Here is a 14,231-nt window from a genome sequence, read left to right as displayed (position 1 = left end):
GAAAACTATTTCAGATGCTTGTCTTCATCACGTAGGTAGATCATCCAGTACCACATGCCAACGAAGACACCACCACCGATGATATTACCGATCGTCACAGGGATCAGGTTGTTCATCAAGAAACCGATCATATTTAGATCCGCGTAGTCAGCGATGTTGGCACCTGTCATTTGCCAGAAAGACTCTGGCGCAAAATACTTAATACCAATCGCCATTGGCACTTGGAACATGTTCGCAATACAGTGCTCAAAACCAGCAGAAACAAACATCGCGACTGGCAAGATCATTACGGCGATCTTATCAGTTAGAGTGCGACCGCTGAACGTCATCCAAACAGCGATACATACTAAAACGTTACACATGATGCCCAATGCGACGGCTTGGAAGAAACCGTGGTGTAACTTATGTTGCGAAATAGCCATTGCGTTCAAGCCTACTTGACCGCCATCGAACATGTATTGCTTAGTGATCAACATACATACTACCAGCAGTACTGCGCCAACCATGTTGCCGAAGTAAACCACTAGCCAGTTCTTCATAAGGGCTTTCCATGAAATCTTGCCACTTGCGCGCGCAACGAGTGTAAGCACCGAACTGGTGAACAGTTCACCACCCGTTACCACAACTAAAATCAAGCCAAGGCTAAACGCCAAGCCACCAATAAGACGTGTAATACCCCAAGGGATATCGCCTGCACCTGTGGTTACCGTTGTGTAGAAAATAAAAGCAATACCAATGTGAATGCCTGCAGAAATCGCCAGCAGGAAAGATTTCATTGGAGCTTTGGTCGCTTTGCCAACACCTACTTCGGCGGCACGTTCAGCAGCCTGAGGCGGTAGTAGTGAGTCAAACTGATTGAAGTTCATGGAAGTGTAACATTTAGAAACAATTAACGAGGCGCGGATAATCGCTCCATTTCCAGAGTTTTTCAAGGGCTATTTTTAATGTTTACTATATTTGTTGTTGTTGAGACGGTAATCGATAAAACTCAACTATGAGTTCTTACCCTAACCATCAAGTATTTTTTGTTCGCATGTTTACCATCGAATAAAAATCCCGCGTTATATCAGCCCTATAGCGCTACACTTAACACTTCTAACGGATTTCTATTGCCCAACCTCTATTTTCAGACTAGCTTGGATAAAAAAGTACGAAGGAATTACCTATGAAATATTCTGCTGACCATATCGCTGAACTGAACCTGCTTCTTCAATTCGATCTAAGCAGCGCAGCAACTGGCATTAAAGTTCACAAAGAAGCATCTGAAGAGATGCACGCAGCAGTATCACGTCTGTATGCAAAACAGCTATGTACTCAGCCTGATGGTGGTTATCTAACCGATGAAGGCATCGAAATCGCGGAACATGCCGACAAAATCCTACGTGTGCTTTCTGCCGAATAGCAATAAACAAAGCCTCGAGTTCCTAACAAGAAAAAGCCACCATTTTGGTGGCTTTTTTATCACGTCATTTATCGACCCTAAGCAATGAGTTTTCTAAACTTTCCAAATGGTTGGACTCTGTCATACGCCCAGTTAAAGCCTGTCGCATAAAACAAGAAGAAGATTAAGAAACCAGCTTCTAGCGCTAGAGCCTGCAATAGCGTGATTTGTAAAAACCAAGCGATGACCGGAATCGTAATAAAGATCAACCCTCCTTCAAAACCAATCGTATGGCCAATGCGCATCATTAAGCTTCGCTCTTCTCGGTTTGAACCAAACCACTTATCGAAGTAAAGGTTGTAAATGTAGTTCCATACGACCGTGTACAGGCTCAAGCCGATTCCTACCACTGCTAAATCACTTGACCCCTTCCCTGTGATCAAGGATGTCACTGGTACAATGATCGCTAGCGCAATCATTTCGAATAATACTGCGTGAAAAATACGTTCGTTACGAGTCATGATTATTTACCTAAATAGTTCTACTCAATGACGCGCATTTTATCTATTATTAAGATGATAAAAAGTTAGATACCATCGGTATAAACGATATGTTTACTATTGAACAATTACAGGCTTTTGTTGCCACGTCCGAAGTCGGTTCTTTTTCCGCAGCAGCTAGGAAGCTTGGCCGAGCTCAGTCTGTGGTGAGCCAACATATAATGAATATGGAACTCGATTGCGGCGTCGACTTGTTCGATCGCTCGGGTCGCTACCCCAAGTTAACTGAAAAAGGCCAAGAGCTTTTACCTTATGCATTGGCAACCATCAGCCAGTTGAACCGACTTAACAATAAAGCTTGCCAGCTATTTTCACCACAAGCGACACAGTTCATCCTCGCTGTCGATGAGGGAATTCCACTTACTAACCTCCCTAAGGCACTCAAAAAACTTGAGCAGCAATTCCCAGATATCCAAGTTGAATGTTTGACGGGCTCAAGCCCAGACATCATCGAGTTGGTAAAATCAGGTAGAGCAACAACAGGCATCATTCTCAGCGACCTACAAATGCCGGAAAATATTGACTTCTCGAATCTCGGAAATATTGGATTTGATGTTTTCATTTCTTCAAAACATCCTTTAGCGACGCAAAAAATTCGTCATATCGACGAATTAAAGCAACATAGACAATTGGTTATTCGTTCAAAGAGTGCCGATACTAGCGGAATCAATCAGGCGCTGAGCCCCGATATCTGGTACGCTGACAACTATTACATCTTATTGGAACTGGCAAATCAGGGATTTGGCTGGTGCTTTCTTCCAAATCATTTGGTGTCACACTCGCCCAATACATTGACCAAAATTGGTGAAGAATTCACGAAACTGGCATGGCAAGTTAATATCGACTTGATACAACACCAAAAATGGCACTCCGATCCCCTACACCAACAAGCCAGATTAGAATTACAAACCCTGTTTGAATCATAATCGGGGTCTAAAGTAGGAACTTACCGATGGCAAATACATTGATCGTTGGCGCAGGCTGGCTAGGAACACCACTTGCACAAGTCTTATCCGAGCAGGGACATCGAGTTACAGCCACTCGCCGAAGCCAAGCAAAGCTTGATGAATTCCCAATCTCCTCCATTTCCACTGCCCTACTCGATCTCAATGAACTCAACTCCGAGCAGCACCTCATTGATATTATCAAACATCACCATATCGAGCGCGTTGTGGGAGCTTTTCCGCCAGGTTTTCGCAAAGGCAACGGTGAAGAGTATGCACTGCAATGGCAACGCTTAGTTGAAGCTGCAAAAGTAAGTCGCGTGGAAAAGCTTTTGATGGTCAGTTCAACGACGGTCTATCCAAATTTGCCCGTCGATATGAGAGAGGAAGACGCCACATTCGCTTTAGCACAAGACAATCCACATTTCTCGGATAACGCACGTATTATGCTGCAAGCCGAGCAATACGTGATTGATTCTGGCATCGACTATGCCATCGTACGTTGTAGTGGTTTGATCGGCTCCGACCGCCACCCTTCTCGCTTTGCTCTGCGATTAAAACAAGTAAGCCGCAAAGCCCCTGCAAACATGTTGCATCAAAACGACGCTGTCGCAGCAACCGCCTTCGCTCTCAATCAAATCAGCAATGAAGTGGTTAACGCCACTACGCCGAACACCGTCAGCAAAGCCGAGTTTTACCAAGCGGCCATTACGAGAAGTGATTTGGATATTGCCCTTCCGCCAGTCACTGAAACCACCGATAAACGAATCCTTGCAGACAAGCTTATTGCGCTTGGCTACCAGTTCCAATTCAACTCAACGCTGGATGCACTATGAAGCTTTATCAACACATTGAAACCTTGTGGGATTACATGCAACTCAACCAGGAACTCACACCGGCTGACTGCATATTTGTTATGTGTAGCAATGATTTACGTGTTGCCGAATACGCCGCAAAGCTATACCACCAAAAGCTTGCACCTCTGATTATATTTTCTGGCGGTGAAGGCCGTTTTACGGATGGCTTGTTTGACAAAAGCGAAGCTGAAACCTTTGCAGAAATCGCCAAGCTTGCAGGCGTGCCAAATGAAGCAATATTGGTCGAAACAACGTCGAGCAATAGCGGTGAGAATGTTCGCTTCACCGAACAATTGTTGAGAGAAAAAGAGATTAAGTGCGAGTCTCTTATCTTGGTCCAAAAACCATTTATGGAACGACGCGCTATTGCGACCTTCGAAAAACAGTGGCAATCGCCTTATTCACAACTGCAAGTCACGTCCACTGCGCATCCTTTCTTTGAATATATCAACGAAGAGATGACACTAATGATGGTACTTGAGGCACTAATGGAAGATTTTTCTCGAGTGAAAACATACCCAGAGAAAGGCTTTCAAACGGAACAAGAAATCCCAGCTCACGTTGAGTCATCTTATCAGGCACTAAGAGAAAAGTTTGAATTCGGCCTAGCGTAATACGCTTATCAGTTAACAAACTACAAAAAAGCCACCGGATTCGGTGGCTTTCTCTTATCTAGACTCACTTATTTGCCAAGTGCTTCTTTGTAGTGCTGGCGACAAACGGATACGTAACGATCGTTACCACCGATTGCGACTTGATCACCTTCTTTAATTGCGACGCCATGCTCATCAGTACGGATAACCATGTTTGCTTTGCGACCACAGTGACAGATGGTTTTGAGTTCAACCAACTTGTCAGCCCAAGATAGCAGGTACTTACTGCCTTCAAAAAGTTCGCCTAGAAAATCGGTGCGAAGACCATAGCAAAGTACTGGAATATGCAGCTTATCCACCACCTCTGTGAGTTGGTAAACCTGCTCTTTAGATAGGAACTGACACTCATCAATCAGAATACAGTGACGTTTTTCAACCTCATGCAGTGCTGCAATCTCTTGATATAGATTAGTATCTGGACGGAACAATTGCGCGTCTGATTGCAAACCAATACGAGAGCTCACTTTACCTACACCGTAACGGTCATCTAACGCTGCTGTGAAAATCACAGGCGTCATGCCACGTTCTTGGTAGTTAAATGAAGATTGAAGAAGAGTTGTCGATTTACCCGCATTCATTGCTGAGTAATAGAAATACATCTGAGCCACAGAGCACTACCTTCGTTAAAGTTTAGAATTTATAAAAGCTTGTAAAGAAAAGGGCTGAATCATCAGCCCTTAAATATTCTTATACTAATGCCATTGACTGGATGTTCAGTTTATTGCGCAGAGAAAATCGCTTAGAACAAGGCATAGATTGCAGCGAGCTAGTGGCTCTAACTTCCAAATCTATAACGCAGTTATCAGCGATTTTAACCAGCAAGAATGAACAGTTAGTTGATGGCATAAGTATCCATTACTTACGACGCCACGTTGTGCCTTCCGGCCCGTCTTCTAGAACGATACCCATTTCAGTCAGCTTGTCACGAGCCATATCTGCGTTAGCCCAGTCTTTTGCTGCACGAGAGTCGTTACGTAGCTTGATTAGTGCTTCGATTTCAGCCACTTCATCATCATTACCTGCGTCACCTTTTAGGAACGCTTCTGGATCTTGGTGGAGAATACCAATCACTTCCGCAAGCTCGCGCATTAGCGCACCTAGCTCGCTTGCTTTCTCTAGGTTTTCTGTCTTCAGACGGTTTACTTCACGCGCCATGTCAAACAGTACTGAGTAAGCTTCTGGCGTGTTGAAGTCATCGTTCATCGCTGCAGTAAAGCGCGACACGTACTCTTCACCACCCGCTGGCGCTGCATTTAGATCTAGACCACGTAGAGACGTGTATAGACGCTCAAGAGAAGCGCGTGCTTGGTTTAGGTTATCTTCGCTGTAGTTTAACTGGCTACGGTAGTGACCTGACATCAGGAAGTAACGAACCGTCTCGGCATCGTAGTGACCAAGAACGTCACGGATAGTAAAGAAGTTACCTAGAGACTTAGACATCTTCTCACGGTCTACCATTACCATGCCGCTGTGCATCCATGTGTTCACGTATTGCGTGTCGTGTGCACAGCATGATTGCGCGATTTCGTTCTCATGGTGTGGGAACTGAAGGTCAGAACCGCCGCCGTGAATATCGAAGTGGTTACCTAGGATTGAAGAGTTCATTGCAGAACACTCAATGTGCCAACCTGGACGACCAGGACCCCAAGGTGATTCCCATGTTGGTTCGCCTGGCTTAGACATCTTCCAAAGTACAAAGTCTAGTGGGCTGCGTTTTGCTGTTTCGATATCGACACGAGCACCAGCTTGAAGCTGATCAAGATCTTGCTTAGACAGCTTGCCGTATTCGTTGAACTTACCGACTTCAAACATTACGTCGCCGTTGTCTGCAACGTAAGCAAAACCACGCTCGATTAACTTTTCAACCAATTCGATGATTTCAGCAATGAACTGAGTCGCACGAGGCTCGACGTCAGGACGTTTCATGTTCAGAGCATCGAAGTCAGCGTGCATTTCGCCGATAAGACGTTCAGTCAGTGAATCACAAGATTCACCGTTTTCAGCAGCACGCTTGATGATTTTGTCATCGATGTCAGTGATGTTACGTACAAATGTTAGGTCATAGCCAAGGTAACGAAGGTAGCGAGACACTACATCGAAAGAAACAAATGTACGACCGTGACCGATATGACAGAGATCGTAGATGGTAACTCCACAGACATACATGCCAACTTTGCCGGCTGTAATTGGTTTGAATTCCTCTTTCTGTCTTGTGAGTGTGTTATATATCTTTAACATGATCTCTATCTATGATTGTGAATGGATAACAAGAACGCCGAGTATAACAACTCAGACCTTATTAGGTAATAGCAATTCACGGATAAAACGATAATCGGCTAAACTTCAAGCACAAAACTATTAATTTGTTCTTCCTGAGTTTTTAAAGCGTAATAACTTAGGCTAGAATCGCAGTTTCAATACAACACAGTAAAGGAAAGTAGCATGATCACCCTTCACACTAATTTTGGTGACATCAAGATTCAACTAAACGAAGAGAAAGCGCCAGAAACAAGCGCAAACTTCCTTCAGTACTGCCGCGACGGTTTCTACGACAACACTCTTTTCCACCGTGTTATTGACGGCTTCATGATCCAAGGCGGTGGTATGGAGTCTGGTCTACGTGAGAAAGCATCACGTGCACCAATCAAGAACGAAGCAAACAACGGTCTTAGCAACAAAGTGGGTACACTTGCTATGGCACGTACTATGGAGCCGCATTCAGCAAGCTCTCAGTTCTTCATCAACGTAAACAACAACACGTTCCTAGATTTCCGTAGCGAAAGCCTAGATGGTTGGGGTTACTGTGTATTCGGTGAAGTAATCGAAGGCATGGACATCGTAAATAAGATCAAAGGCGTTAGCACTGGTTCTTACGGCATGCACCAAGACGTACCTCTAGAAGACGTACTGATCACTGGTACTACAATCGAAGAGTAATTCTATAGAATTGCTACCAAGAGATAAGTTTGTGGGGAGGCGTCGCCTCCCCTTATTTCTATGACGACATTATTTATATCTGATCTCCACCTTACCCCTTCTCGTCCGGATATCACGGAGTGCTTTGTCACGTTTATGCGTACAGAAGCGATTCATGCCGATGCACTTTACGTGCTTGGCGATTTATTTGAGTTCTGGATTGGTGACGATGATAACACCCCTTTCGCAGACCAAATCCGTGCCGAGTTTAAAGCCCTGACGGATTCTGGTGTCCCTGTTTTCTTCATCCAAGGCAATCGAGATTTTTTACTAGGTAAACGCTTTTGCAAAGAAACTGGCATGACATTGCTCGATGATGTCTGCACTATTGATCTTTATGGTCAAAAGGTCGTGATCTTGCATGGCGATACACTTTGCATCGACGACGAGAAATATCAAGAGTTCAGGAAAACCGTTCATAAGCCTTGGCTTCAATGGCTATTTAACCGTATTCCTTGGTTCGTTAAAAAAAGAATTGTCGCCAAAGTTCAGTCTGATATTCGAGACGACAAAAAAACCAAGTCTCTCGACATCATGGACGTTAACCAAGGCGAAGTTGAGCGTGTCATGTCTCAAAACTGCGTCAACCTAATGATTCATGGTCACACACACCGCCCAAATACACATATTTTTGAGCTAAATGGTGTTAAAACTACTCGTATTGTCTTAGGTGATTGGTATACACAAGGCTCAGTTTTACAAGTAGATTCTGAAGATTTTCACCTTCACAATCGACCTTTTCGAACGTAATTTCACCAATGTATCATTTGGATGTTTAAGATTGACGTATAGCCCATAGATCTTTTGTGAAAACTCGTTATTATCATTACTAATAGATTTAACAGAATAAAGTACCGCATTGAAGTATTCGTATGTAGCTCGTCAGCCTATTCTTGATAGAGAAAAGAAAACTATCGGTTATGAACTTCTCTTCCGCGATGGGCCAAAAAACACCTTTCCAGAAGTAGAGCCTGAGCTGGCTACTAGTCGTTTACTGTCGGATCATTTCTTATCAACTCACTACAGTACTTTGGGCGACAAGCTTGGCTTCGTAAATTTCCCTTATCAAAGCCTAGTGAACCTTGTTCCGACTCTTTTTCCAAAAGAATCTTTAGTTGTTGAGGTTCTGGAAGATTGTGAGCCAAGCGATGAACTGCTCAATGCGATAAAACACTTGCATTCTTCTGGGTATCGAGTGGCATTAGATGACTTTGTGCCGACGAAAGCTTGGAAGCGCTTCTTGCCTTTTATTTCGATTATTAAGTTTGATATCAGGGTCGTACCCATTGAAAAAGCGTCGATATTTATTCGTGCGCTAAGTCATCTAGATATTGAATTTCTAGCAGAAAAAGTAGAAACCTATGAAGAATTTGAACAAGCCCTAGATGCTGGATTCAATTACTTCCAAGGTTACTTTTTTAGCAAACCTGAAATGATTCAAAAAAAGCGCTTAAATCCTGCCTTTTTAACCGTCATTCAACTGTGTAAAGAGATTGCTGATAAGCCAATTGATTTCAATGAAGTAGAGCGACTGTTTTCTATCGATGTAACCTTGTCTTATAAGCTAATGACTTATGTAAACTCAGGCTACACACTGACGACAAAGTTGAAATCCTTTAGACAAGCCTTGGTATATTTAGGGGAAGATCGTTTAAGACGGTTTATATCACTCGTCGCCATCGCTTCTGTACATGAAGACAAACCAGATTCCCTATACTCATTAGCCATTCAACGCGCGCGCATGTGTGAGATACTACTGAGCCAAATGAACACTAAGTACGATCCCGGCCAAGCATTCCTAACCGGTATGTTTTCATTGCTGGACTCGTTATTAGACCAGCCTCTTGCTGATGTGATTGAAGACATTCCTGTTGATGAAGAAATCAAAACGGCATTAACCAGCAAAAAGGGCGTTCTAGGTTACCTGTTGTCAATGATCATCTCGTATGAAAAAGCCGATTGGGAAACCACTGAAAAATACTGTCAGGCACTTAAACTAACAGAACCTCAACTGGCAAAAGCGTTCAATCAATCAACTGCCTGGGCTCAAGAACTGCTGTCTCAAACATCTTAGAACGCTATAATGCGCCCTAGAATACCTCGACCTTTACGTGAGGTTGTTTGTTTTTATCGCTTAATTAATCGAGATTTCATTTTATGGCTTCTTCTTGTCCTTGCGGCTCTAACCGCACCTACCAACAGTGTTGTGAAATTGCCCACAACAACCATGCAGACGTCACCACACCAGAGCAACTGATGCGCTCTCGTTACTGTGCACATGTACTAGGTTTAGTGGATTACGTGGTAAGCACTTATCACCCAAGCTGTAACGCAGAAGAGCAACGCGAAGGCATTGCCCAGTCGATCGATAGTGATTGGTGCAAGCTTGAGGTAGTAAAAGCTGAAGCGGGTAGCAGTGAGAATGAAGGTTTTGTTGAATTCAACGCTTACTTTGATGAGGACGGCAAACGCTACTGTATGACAGAACGTTCTCGTTTCGTGAAAGAAGATGGGCTTTGGTACTACATTGATGGCACGTTCCCAGAAGAAGAGCCGGAACAAGATCCACGTTTGAACCAAACAGTAAGCAGTCTAAAGGTCGGCCGTAACGACCCGTGTATCTGTGGAAGCGGTAAGAAATTTAAGAAGTGTTGTGGGTAAAGCATCCATATCTAGCTTATTAAACTCGATTTAATTGGATTCTTGACATCGCTTAGGCTTGTTGGAATGACGTGAATATATGTACCTGTTTGAAGTAGATAACTCTACTGCAAGCACCATTAGAAAATATACCGTCATTCTGAACAGCGAGGGACGAGCGTGATTCAGAATCCAATCGCCACTAGCACTGTTGCCGGGGTTTACCCCGAACCAAGAACACTAAATTAAAAAAGCCCCTAGGCTCGAGAGCATAGGGGCTTTCATTTATCTATAGCAGGCTTATTTATGGCGCTCTTTCAGTTTGTTCACTACGTCATTCATCGATAAGCCTTGGTCTTGAAGCAATACCAGCAAGTGGTAAATCAAGTCTGCTGATTCACACACTAACTCCGCCTTATCGCCCGACGTCGCCGCAAGCGCGACTTCAACGCCTTCTTCGCCCACTTTTTGCGAAATACGCTTGGTGCCACGGGCATAAAGACTGGCAGTATAAGAGGAATCTGGGTCGGCACTCTTGCGGGCAGCCAATAGCTGCTCAAGTTGATGAAGCCACACCATTTGTGACTCCTCTTGAGGGTCCACATCCCAGCAAGTTGTATTACCCAAGTGACACGTAGGACCAATGGGATTCACCTTAACCAGTAGCGTATCGTTGTCGCAATCTAGCTGCATGTTCACTAGTTGCAATACGTTGCCAGAGGTTTCACCTTTCGTCCAAAGACGCTGCTTGGTACGAGAGAAAAACGTCACTTGACCCGTTTCGCCCGTTTTTGCCAACGCATCTTGGTTCATGTAACCCATCATCAGCACTTGGCTTGATTGAAAATCTTGTACGATGGCAGGTACCAGACCATCCACCTTTTCCCAGTTGATTCGCTCAGCTAGCGAACTTACTTCGGCGGCTTTTACACTCATAGTCGTACCTCAATGCCTTGTTGTTTCAAATACTGCTTTAGTTCACCAATGTTGATGACTTGTTTGTGGAATACCGATGCAGCAAGCGCTCCATCCACATTGGCTTTTTGGTAGGCTTCTGCGAAGTGCTCCATAGCACCCGCGCCACCCGATGCAATCAGCGGTACATTACATACTTCACGCACCATATTCAGTTGTTCAATGTCGTAGCCGTTACGCACACCGTCTTGGTTCATCATGTTCAACACGATTTCACCAGCGCCGCGTTTTTGTACTTCTTGCACCCAATCACGCGTTTCCCATTGGGTCGCTTTGGTGCGTTCTTCATCACCAGTAAACTGGTAAACCTGATACTTGCCCGTCTCTTTGTCGTAGTATGAATCGATACCTACAACGATACATTGCACACCAAACTTATCAGCAAGGTCAGTAATCAACTGAGGGTTCGCCAGTGCAGGTGAGTTGATAGACACCTTGTCTGCGCCAAATTCAAGAATGCGTGCTGCGTCTTCTGCTGATTTAATACCACCAGCGACACAGAAAGGAATATCAATCACTTCAGCAACGCGAGCGACCCAACTTTTATCGACGACACGACCATCACTAGAAGCGGTAATATCATAGAACACAAGCTCGTCAGCCCCTTCTTCTGCATAACGTTGCGCCAGAGGGACGATGTCGCCAATGATTTCGTGGTTACGGAACTGGACGCCCTTTACCACTTGTCCATCACGAACATCAAGACATGGAATTATTCGCTTTGCCAACATGCAAACGCCTCCTCTGCTGTGAACTTACCATCTAACAATGCACGACCAACAATCACGCCTGCAACACCGCTGCCTTTTAGTGCATCGATATCCGCTAATGAACCGATGCCGCCTGAAGATTGGAACTGCACTTGTGGGTACTGTTTACATAAGTCGACGTAAAGCTCAACGTTTGAGCCTTCTAGCGTACCGTCACGAGAAATGTCCGTGCAAAGCACATGCTGTAGACCTACCGTCAGATAATCGTTGATCAAAGCTTCGATGGTCACGCCTGAATCTTCTTGCCAACCAGAGATCGCTACCTTACGCGTGCCGTCTTGGTCGATGTTGATATCTAGCGCGAGAACGATTTTCTCTGCGCCGTATTTTTCCATCCAACCTTTCACAAGCTCTGGTTGTTTTACTGCTGTAGAACCGACTACAACACGCTGCGCACCGGCTTCTAACAGATCAATCACGTCTTGCTCTGTACGCACACCACCACCGATTTGGATGTTCGCTGGCGTGCTTGCTAGTAGCTTTGCAATCAAATCAAGCTGACGCGCTGTTGTGTCTTTCGCGCCAGTCAAATCCACTAAGTGTAGCCAGTTTGCACCAGCTTGGTGGTACAAGTTGAACTGCTCTGCTGGGTCGACTTTGTACTCGGTTACTTGGCCGTAATCACCTTGATAAAGGCGAACCACCTGTCCTTCAATTAAATCAAGAGCTGGAATAATCACACTAAATCCCTTTTATAATTCTAAGAAGTTTTGAATAAGCTTCGCGCCCGCTTTTGAAGAACGCTCAGGGTGGAACTGCACACCGTAGTAGTTGCCACTTTGTACTGCGGCTGTGAACGGGTTGCCGTATTCACATTCAGCAATTGTGTAGTCCCCAACTGGCATTGCAAAGCTGTGCACGAAGTAGAAGTACTCACCTTCTTCAATACCTTTGAACAGTGGGTTACCTGCTTTTGCAGACACAGTGTTCCAGCCCATATGCGGCAGCGGTAAGTCGCCAGTCTGTAGCAACTTCACTTCACCGTCACAAAGGCCAAGACACTCGACTAACTCGTCGGCTTTCTGGCCTTTTTCTTGAGACACTTTGCCCAACAGTTGCATGCCTAAACAGATACCTAGTAGCGGCTTCTCTACCTGTTTTACCAAGCTGATTAGGTCACGCTCTTCTAGGTTTTTCATCGCTTCACTGGCGGTTCCCACGCCCGGTAGGAATAGCTTGTCAGCCGCCAATACAACTTGTGGATCTTTTGAAATCGTTACGTCATAACCTAGGCGTTCAATAGCAAACTTCACCGAAGAGACGTTGGCACAGCCAGTATCGATAATGACAACTTTCTGTTCTGTCACTGTTTTTCTCCTTGCTAACGTTAGCCTTAAAGTACGCCTTTACTACTCGGTAGCTCAGTGCCTTCTACTTTGATTGCTTGGCGCAGAGTGCGACCAAACGCTTTAAATAGACTTTCAATGATGTGGTGATCATTGTTGCCCGCAGAAGAAAGGTGCAACGTACATGCTAATGTGTCAGTCAGAGAGCGGAAGAAGTGAACTACCATCTCTGTTGAAAGATCACCCACTTGCTCACGGCTGAATTGCGCGTCGAACTTAAGGTAAGGACGACCAGATAGGTCCAGCGCACATTGTGCCAAGCACTCATCCATTGGTAGGCTGAAACCAAAGCGACCAATACCACGTTTGTCACCCAGTGCTTCTTTCAACGCCTGACCCAAAGCAAGAGCGGTATCTTCTACCGTGTGGTGATCATCAATGTGCAGGTCACCTTCTACTTTACACACCATCTGGAATCCGCCGTGCGTCGCGATTTGATCCAGCATGTGGTCGAAGAAACCAAGACCTGTAGAGATGTCATTGCCGCCTTGCTCATCAAGATTAACGAATACTTTGATGTCTGTTTCTTTCGTAGTACGAATGACTTCAGCAACACGTGCCTTCACCGTTAGATCTTTTAGGATCTGTTTCCAACCCATGGTTTCTGAGTTGTATTGAATGCCACGAATTGCCATGTTTTCTGCAAGCTGAAGATCAGTTTGACGATCGCCAATCACAACAGAGTTTTGGAAATCAACTTTGCCACCTTGAAGATACTCTTTTACCAAGCCTAATTTAGGCTTACGGCAAGAGCAGTTATCTTCATCGAAGTGCGGACAAATCAGCACGTCATCAAACTTTACACCTTGAGATTCAAAGATCTCCATCATCATGTTGTGTGGAGCATCAAAGTCTGCTTGTGGGTAGCTGTCGGTACCCAAACCATCTTGGTTAGTTACCATCACTAGGCGGTATCCTGCATCCTGCAACGACAACAGGCTTGGGATAACAAACGGCTCTAGTTTTAGCTTATCTAAACGGTCTACTTGAAAATCAACTGGCGGCTCAACAATTAAGGTGCCATCACGGTCGATAAATAGGATTTTTTGTTGTTTGCTCACTCGAACTTCCTTATTGCTATTCTTTTGGCGCTCCCGCTATTGAGCAAGAGCGATAAATTTTTTCTCTA

Annotated in this window: 17 protein-coding genes; 8 read left to right on the top strand and 9 right to left on the bottom strand. The window is 44.7% G+C overall.

Annotated features, from left to right (window positions below; translation table 11 throughout):
- Positions 1 to 5: 5 nt before the first annotated feature.
- Positions 6 to 866, bottom strand: a complete 861-nt coding sequence (focA, locus tag BSZ04_RS13775) for a formate transporter FocA (protein WP_010449123.1) — start codon at positions 864 to 866, stop codon at positions 6 to 8.
- Positions 867 to 1,165: 299 nt separating this feature from the next.
- Here focA and BSZ04_RS13770 point away from each other — a divergent pair, with 299 nt between their 5' ends.
- Positions 1,166 to 1,402, top strand: coding sequence for a TIGR02647 family protein (locus BSZ04_RS13770; protein ID WP_010449124.1), 237 nt, complete (start codon positions 1,166 to 1,168; stop codon positions 1,400 to 1,402).
- Positions 1,403 to 1,479: 77 nt separating this feature from the next.
- Here BSZ04_RS13770 and BSZ04_RS13765 read toward each other — a convergent pair whose 3' ends face one another.
- Complete coding sequence (locus tag BSZ04_RS13765) at positions 1,480 to 1,902, bottom strand: PACE efflux transporter (protein WP_088880583.1); 423 nt, start codon at positions 1,900 to 1,902, stop codon at positions 1,480 to 1,482.
- Positions 1,903 to 1,991: 89 nt separating this feature from the next.
- On the opposite strand from BSZ04_RS13765, the gene BSZ04_RS13760 reads away from it, so the two are divergent.
- Genes BSZ04_RS13760 through BSZ04_RS13750 form a run of 3 tightly spaced genes read left to right on the top strand, consistent with a single transcriptional unit; the run spans position 1,992 to position 4,356 of the window.
- Positions 1,992 to 2,867, top strand: a complete 876-nt coding sequence (locus BSZ04_RS13760; protein WP_010449127.1) for a LysR family transcriptional regulator — start codon at positions 1,992 to 1,994, stop codon at positions 2,865 to 2,867.
- Between the two features lie 26 nt (positions 2,868 to 2,893).
- The gene (locus BSZ04_RS13755) at positions 2,894 to 3,721 is read left to right on the top strand and encodes an NAD(P)H-binding protein (protein WP_088880582.1); all 828 of its coding nucleotides are present in this window, start codon (positions 2,894 to 2,896) and stop codon (positions 3,719 to 3,721) included.
- On the top strand, positions 3,718 to 4,356 hold the full coding sequence (locus BSZ04_RS13750) for a YdcF family protein (RefSeq protein WP_088880581.1): 639 nt from the start codon (positions 3,718 to 3,720) through the stop codon (positions 4,354 to 4,356). Before BSZ04_RS13755 ends, BSZ04_RS13750 begins: the two co-directional genes overlap by 4 nt.
- A gap of 68 nt (positions 4,357 to 4,424) precedes the next feature.
- On the opposite strand, the gene BSZ04_RS13745 is transcribed toward BSZ04_RS13750, so the two are convergent.
- Positions 4,425 to 5,003, bottom strand: coding sequence for a thymidine kinase (locus BSZ04_RS13745; RefSeq protein ID WP_010449131.1), 579 nt, complete (start codon positions 5,001 to 5,003; stop codon positions 4,425 to 4,427).
- A gap of 247 nt (positions 5,004 to 5,250) precedes the next feature.
- Positions 5,251 to 6,633 (bottom strand): cysteine--tRNA ligase, encoded by a 1,383-nt coding sequence (gene cysS, locus BSZ04_RS13740; RefSeq protein WP_071234710.1) that lies wholly within the window; start codon positions 6,631 to 6,633, stop codon positions 5,251 to 5,253.
- A 204-nt stretch (positions 6,634 to 6,837) separates the two neighbouring features.
- Between cysS and BSZ04_RS13735 the strand changes: the two genes are divergently transcribed.
- From BSZ04_RS13735 to BSZ04_RS13720, 4 genes are all read left to right on the top strand, one after another.
- Positions 6,838 to 7,332, top strand: coding sequence for a peptidylprolyl isomerase (locus BSZ04_RS13735; RefSeq protein WP_010449136.1), 495 nt, complete (start codon positions 6,838 to 6,840; stop codon positions 7,330 to 7,332).
- 60 nt (positions 7,333 to 7,392) lie between these two features.
- Positions 7,393 to 8,121: a UDP-2,3-diacylglucosamine diphosphatase gene (gene lpxH, locus BSZ04_RS13730; protein WP_010449137.1), complete on the top strand. Its 729-nt coding sequence runs from the start codon at positions 7,393 to 7,395 to the stop codon at positions 8,119 to 8,121.
- A 109-nt stretch (positions 8,122 to 8,230) separates the two neighbouring features.
- The gene (locus BSZ04_RS13725; RefSeq protein WP_010449139.1) at positions 8,231 to 9,445 is read left to right on the top strand and encodes an EAL and HDOD domain-containing protein; all 1,215 of its coding nucleotides are present in this window, start codon (positions 8,231 to 8,233) and stop codon (positions 9,443 to 9,445) included.
- 83 nt (positions 9,446 to 9,528) lie between these two features.
- Positions 9,529 to 10,032: a YchJ family protein gene (locus BSZ04_RS13720; RefSeq protein ID WP_088880580.1), complete on the top strand. Its 504-nt coding sequence runs from the start codon at positions 9,529 to 9,531 to the stop codon at positions 10,030 to 10,032.
- Between the two features lie 279 nt (positions 10,033 to 10,311).
- On the opposite strand, the gene hisIE is transcribed toward BSZ04_RS13720, so the two are convergent.
- The 5 genes from hisIE to hisB are packed head-to-tail and all read right to left on the bottom strand — an operon-like array spanning position 10,312 to position 14,163.
- The gene (hisIE, locus tag BSZ04_RS13715) at positions 10,312 to 10,947 is read right to left on the bottom strand and encodes a bifunctional phosphoribosyl-AMP cyclohydrolase/phosphoribosyl-ATP diphosphatase HisIE (RefSeq protein WP_005389826.1); all 636 of its coding nucleotides are present in this window, start codon (positions 10,945 to 10,947) and stop codon (positions 10,312 to 10,314) included.
- Positions 10,944 to 11,717, bottom strand: a complete 774-nt coding sequence (gene hisF, locus BSZ04_RS13710; protein WP_004749837.1) for an imidazole glycerol phosphate synthase subunit HisF — start codon at positions 11,715 to 11,717, stop codon at positions 10,944 to 10,946. The genes hisIE and hisF overlap by 4 nt, the downstream gene beginning before the upstream one ends.
- Positions 11,699 to 12,436 carry a 1-(5-phosphoribosyl)-5-[(5-phosphoribosylamino)methylideneamino]imidazole-4-carboxamide isomerase gene (gene hisA / locus BSZ04_RS13705; RefSeq protein ID WP_021453298.1) on the bottom strand — a complete coding sequence of 246 codons (738 nt, stop codon included), beginning with the start codon at positions 12,434 to 12,436 and terminating at the stop codon, positions 11,699 to 11,701. Before hisA ends, hisF begins: the two co-directional genes overlap by 19 nt.
- Before the next feature lie 12 nt (positions 12,437 to 12,448).
- Complete coding sequence (hisH, locus tag BSZ04_RS13700) at positions 12,449 to 13,063, bottom strand: imidazole glycerol phosphate synthase subunit HisH (protein ID WP_005450758.1); 615 nt, start codon at positions 13,061 to 13,063, stop codon at positions 12,449 to 12,451.
- A gap of 26 nt (positions 13,064 to 13,089) precedes the next feature.
- Complete coding sequence (hisB, locus tag BSZ04_RS13695) at positions 13,090 to 14,163, bottom strand: bifunctional histidinol-phosphatase/imidazoleglycerol-phosphate dehydratase HisB (RefSeq protein ID WP_088880579.1); 1,074 nt, start codon at positions 14,161 to 14,163, stop codon at positions 13,090 to 13,092.
- Positions 14,164 to 14,231: the final 68 nt, after the last annotated feature.

Source organism: Vibrio rotiferianus (genome assembly GCF_002214395.1).
Lineage (GTDB): Bacteria > Pseudomonadota > Gammaproteobacteria > Enterobacterales > Vibrionaceae > Vibrio > Vibrio rotiferianus.
This window is presented reverse-complemented; position numbering and strand designations above follow the sequence as displayed.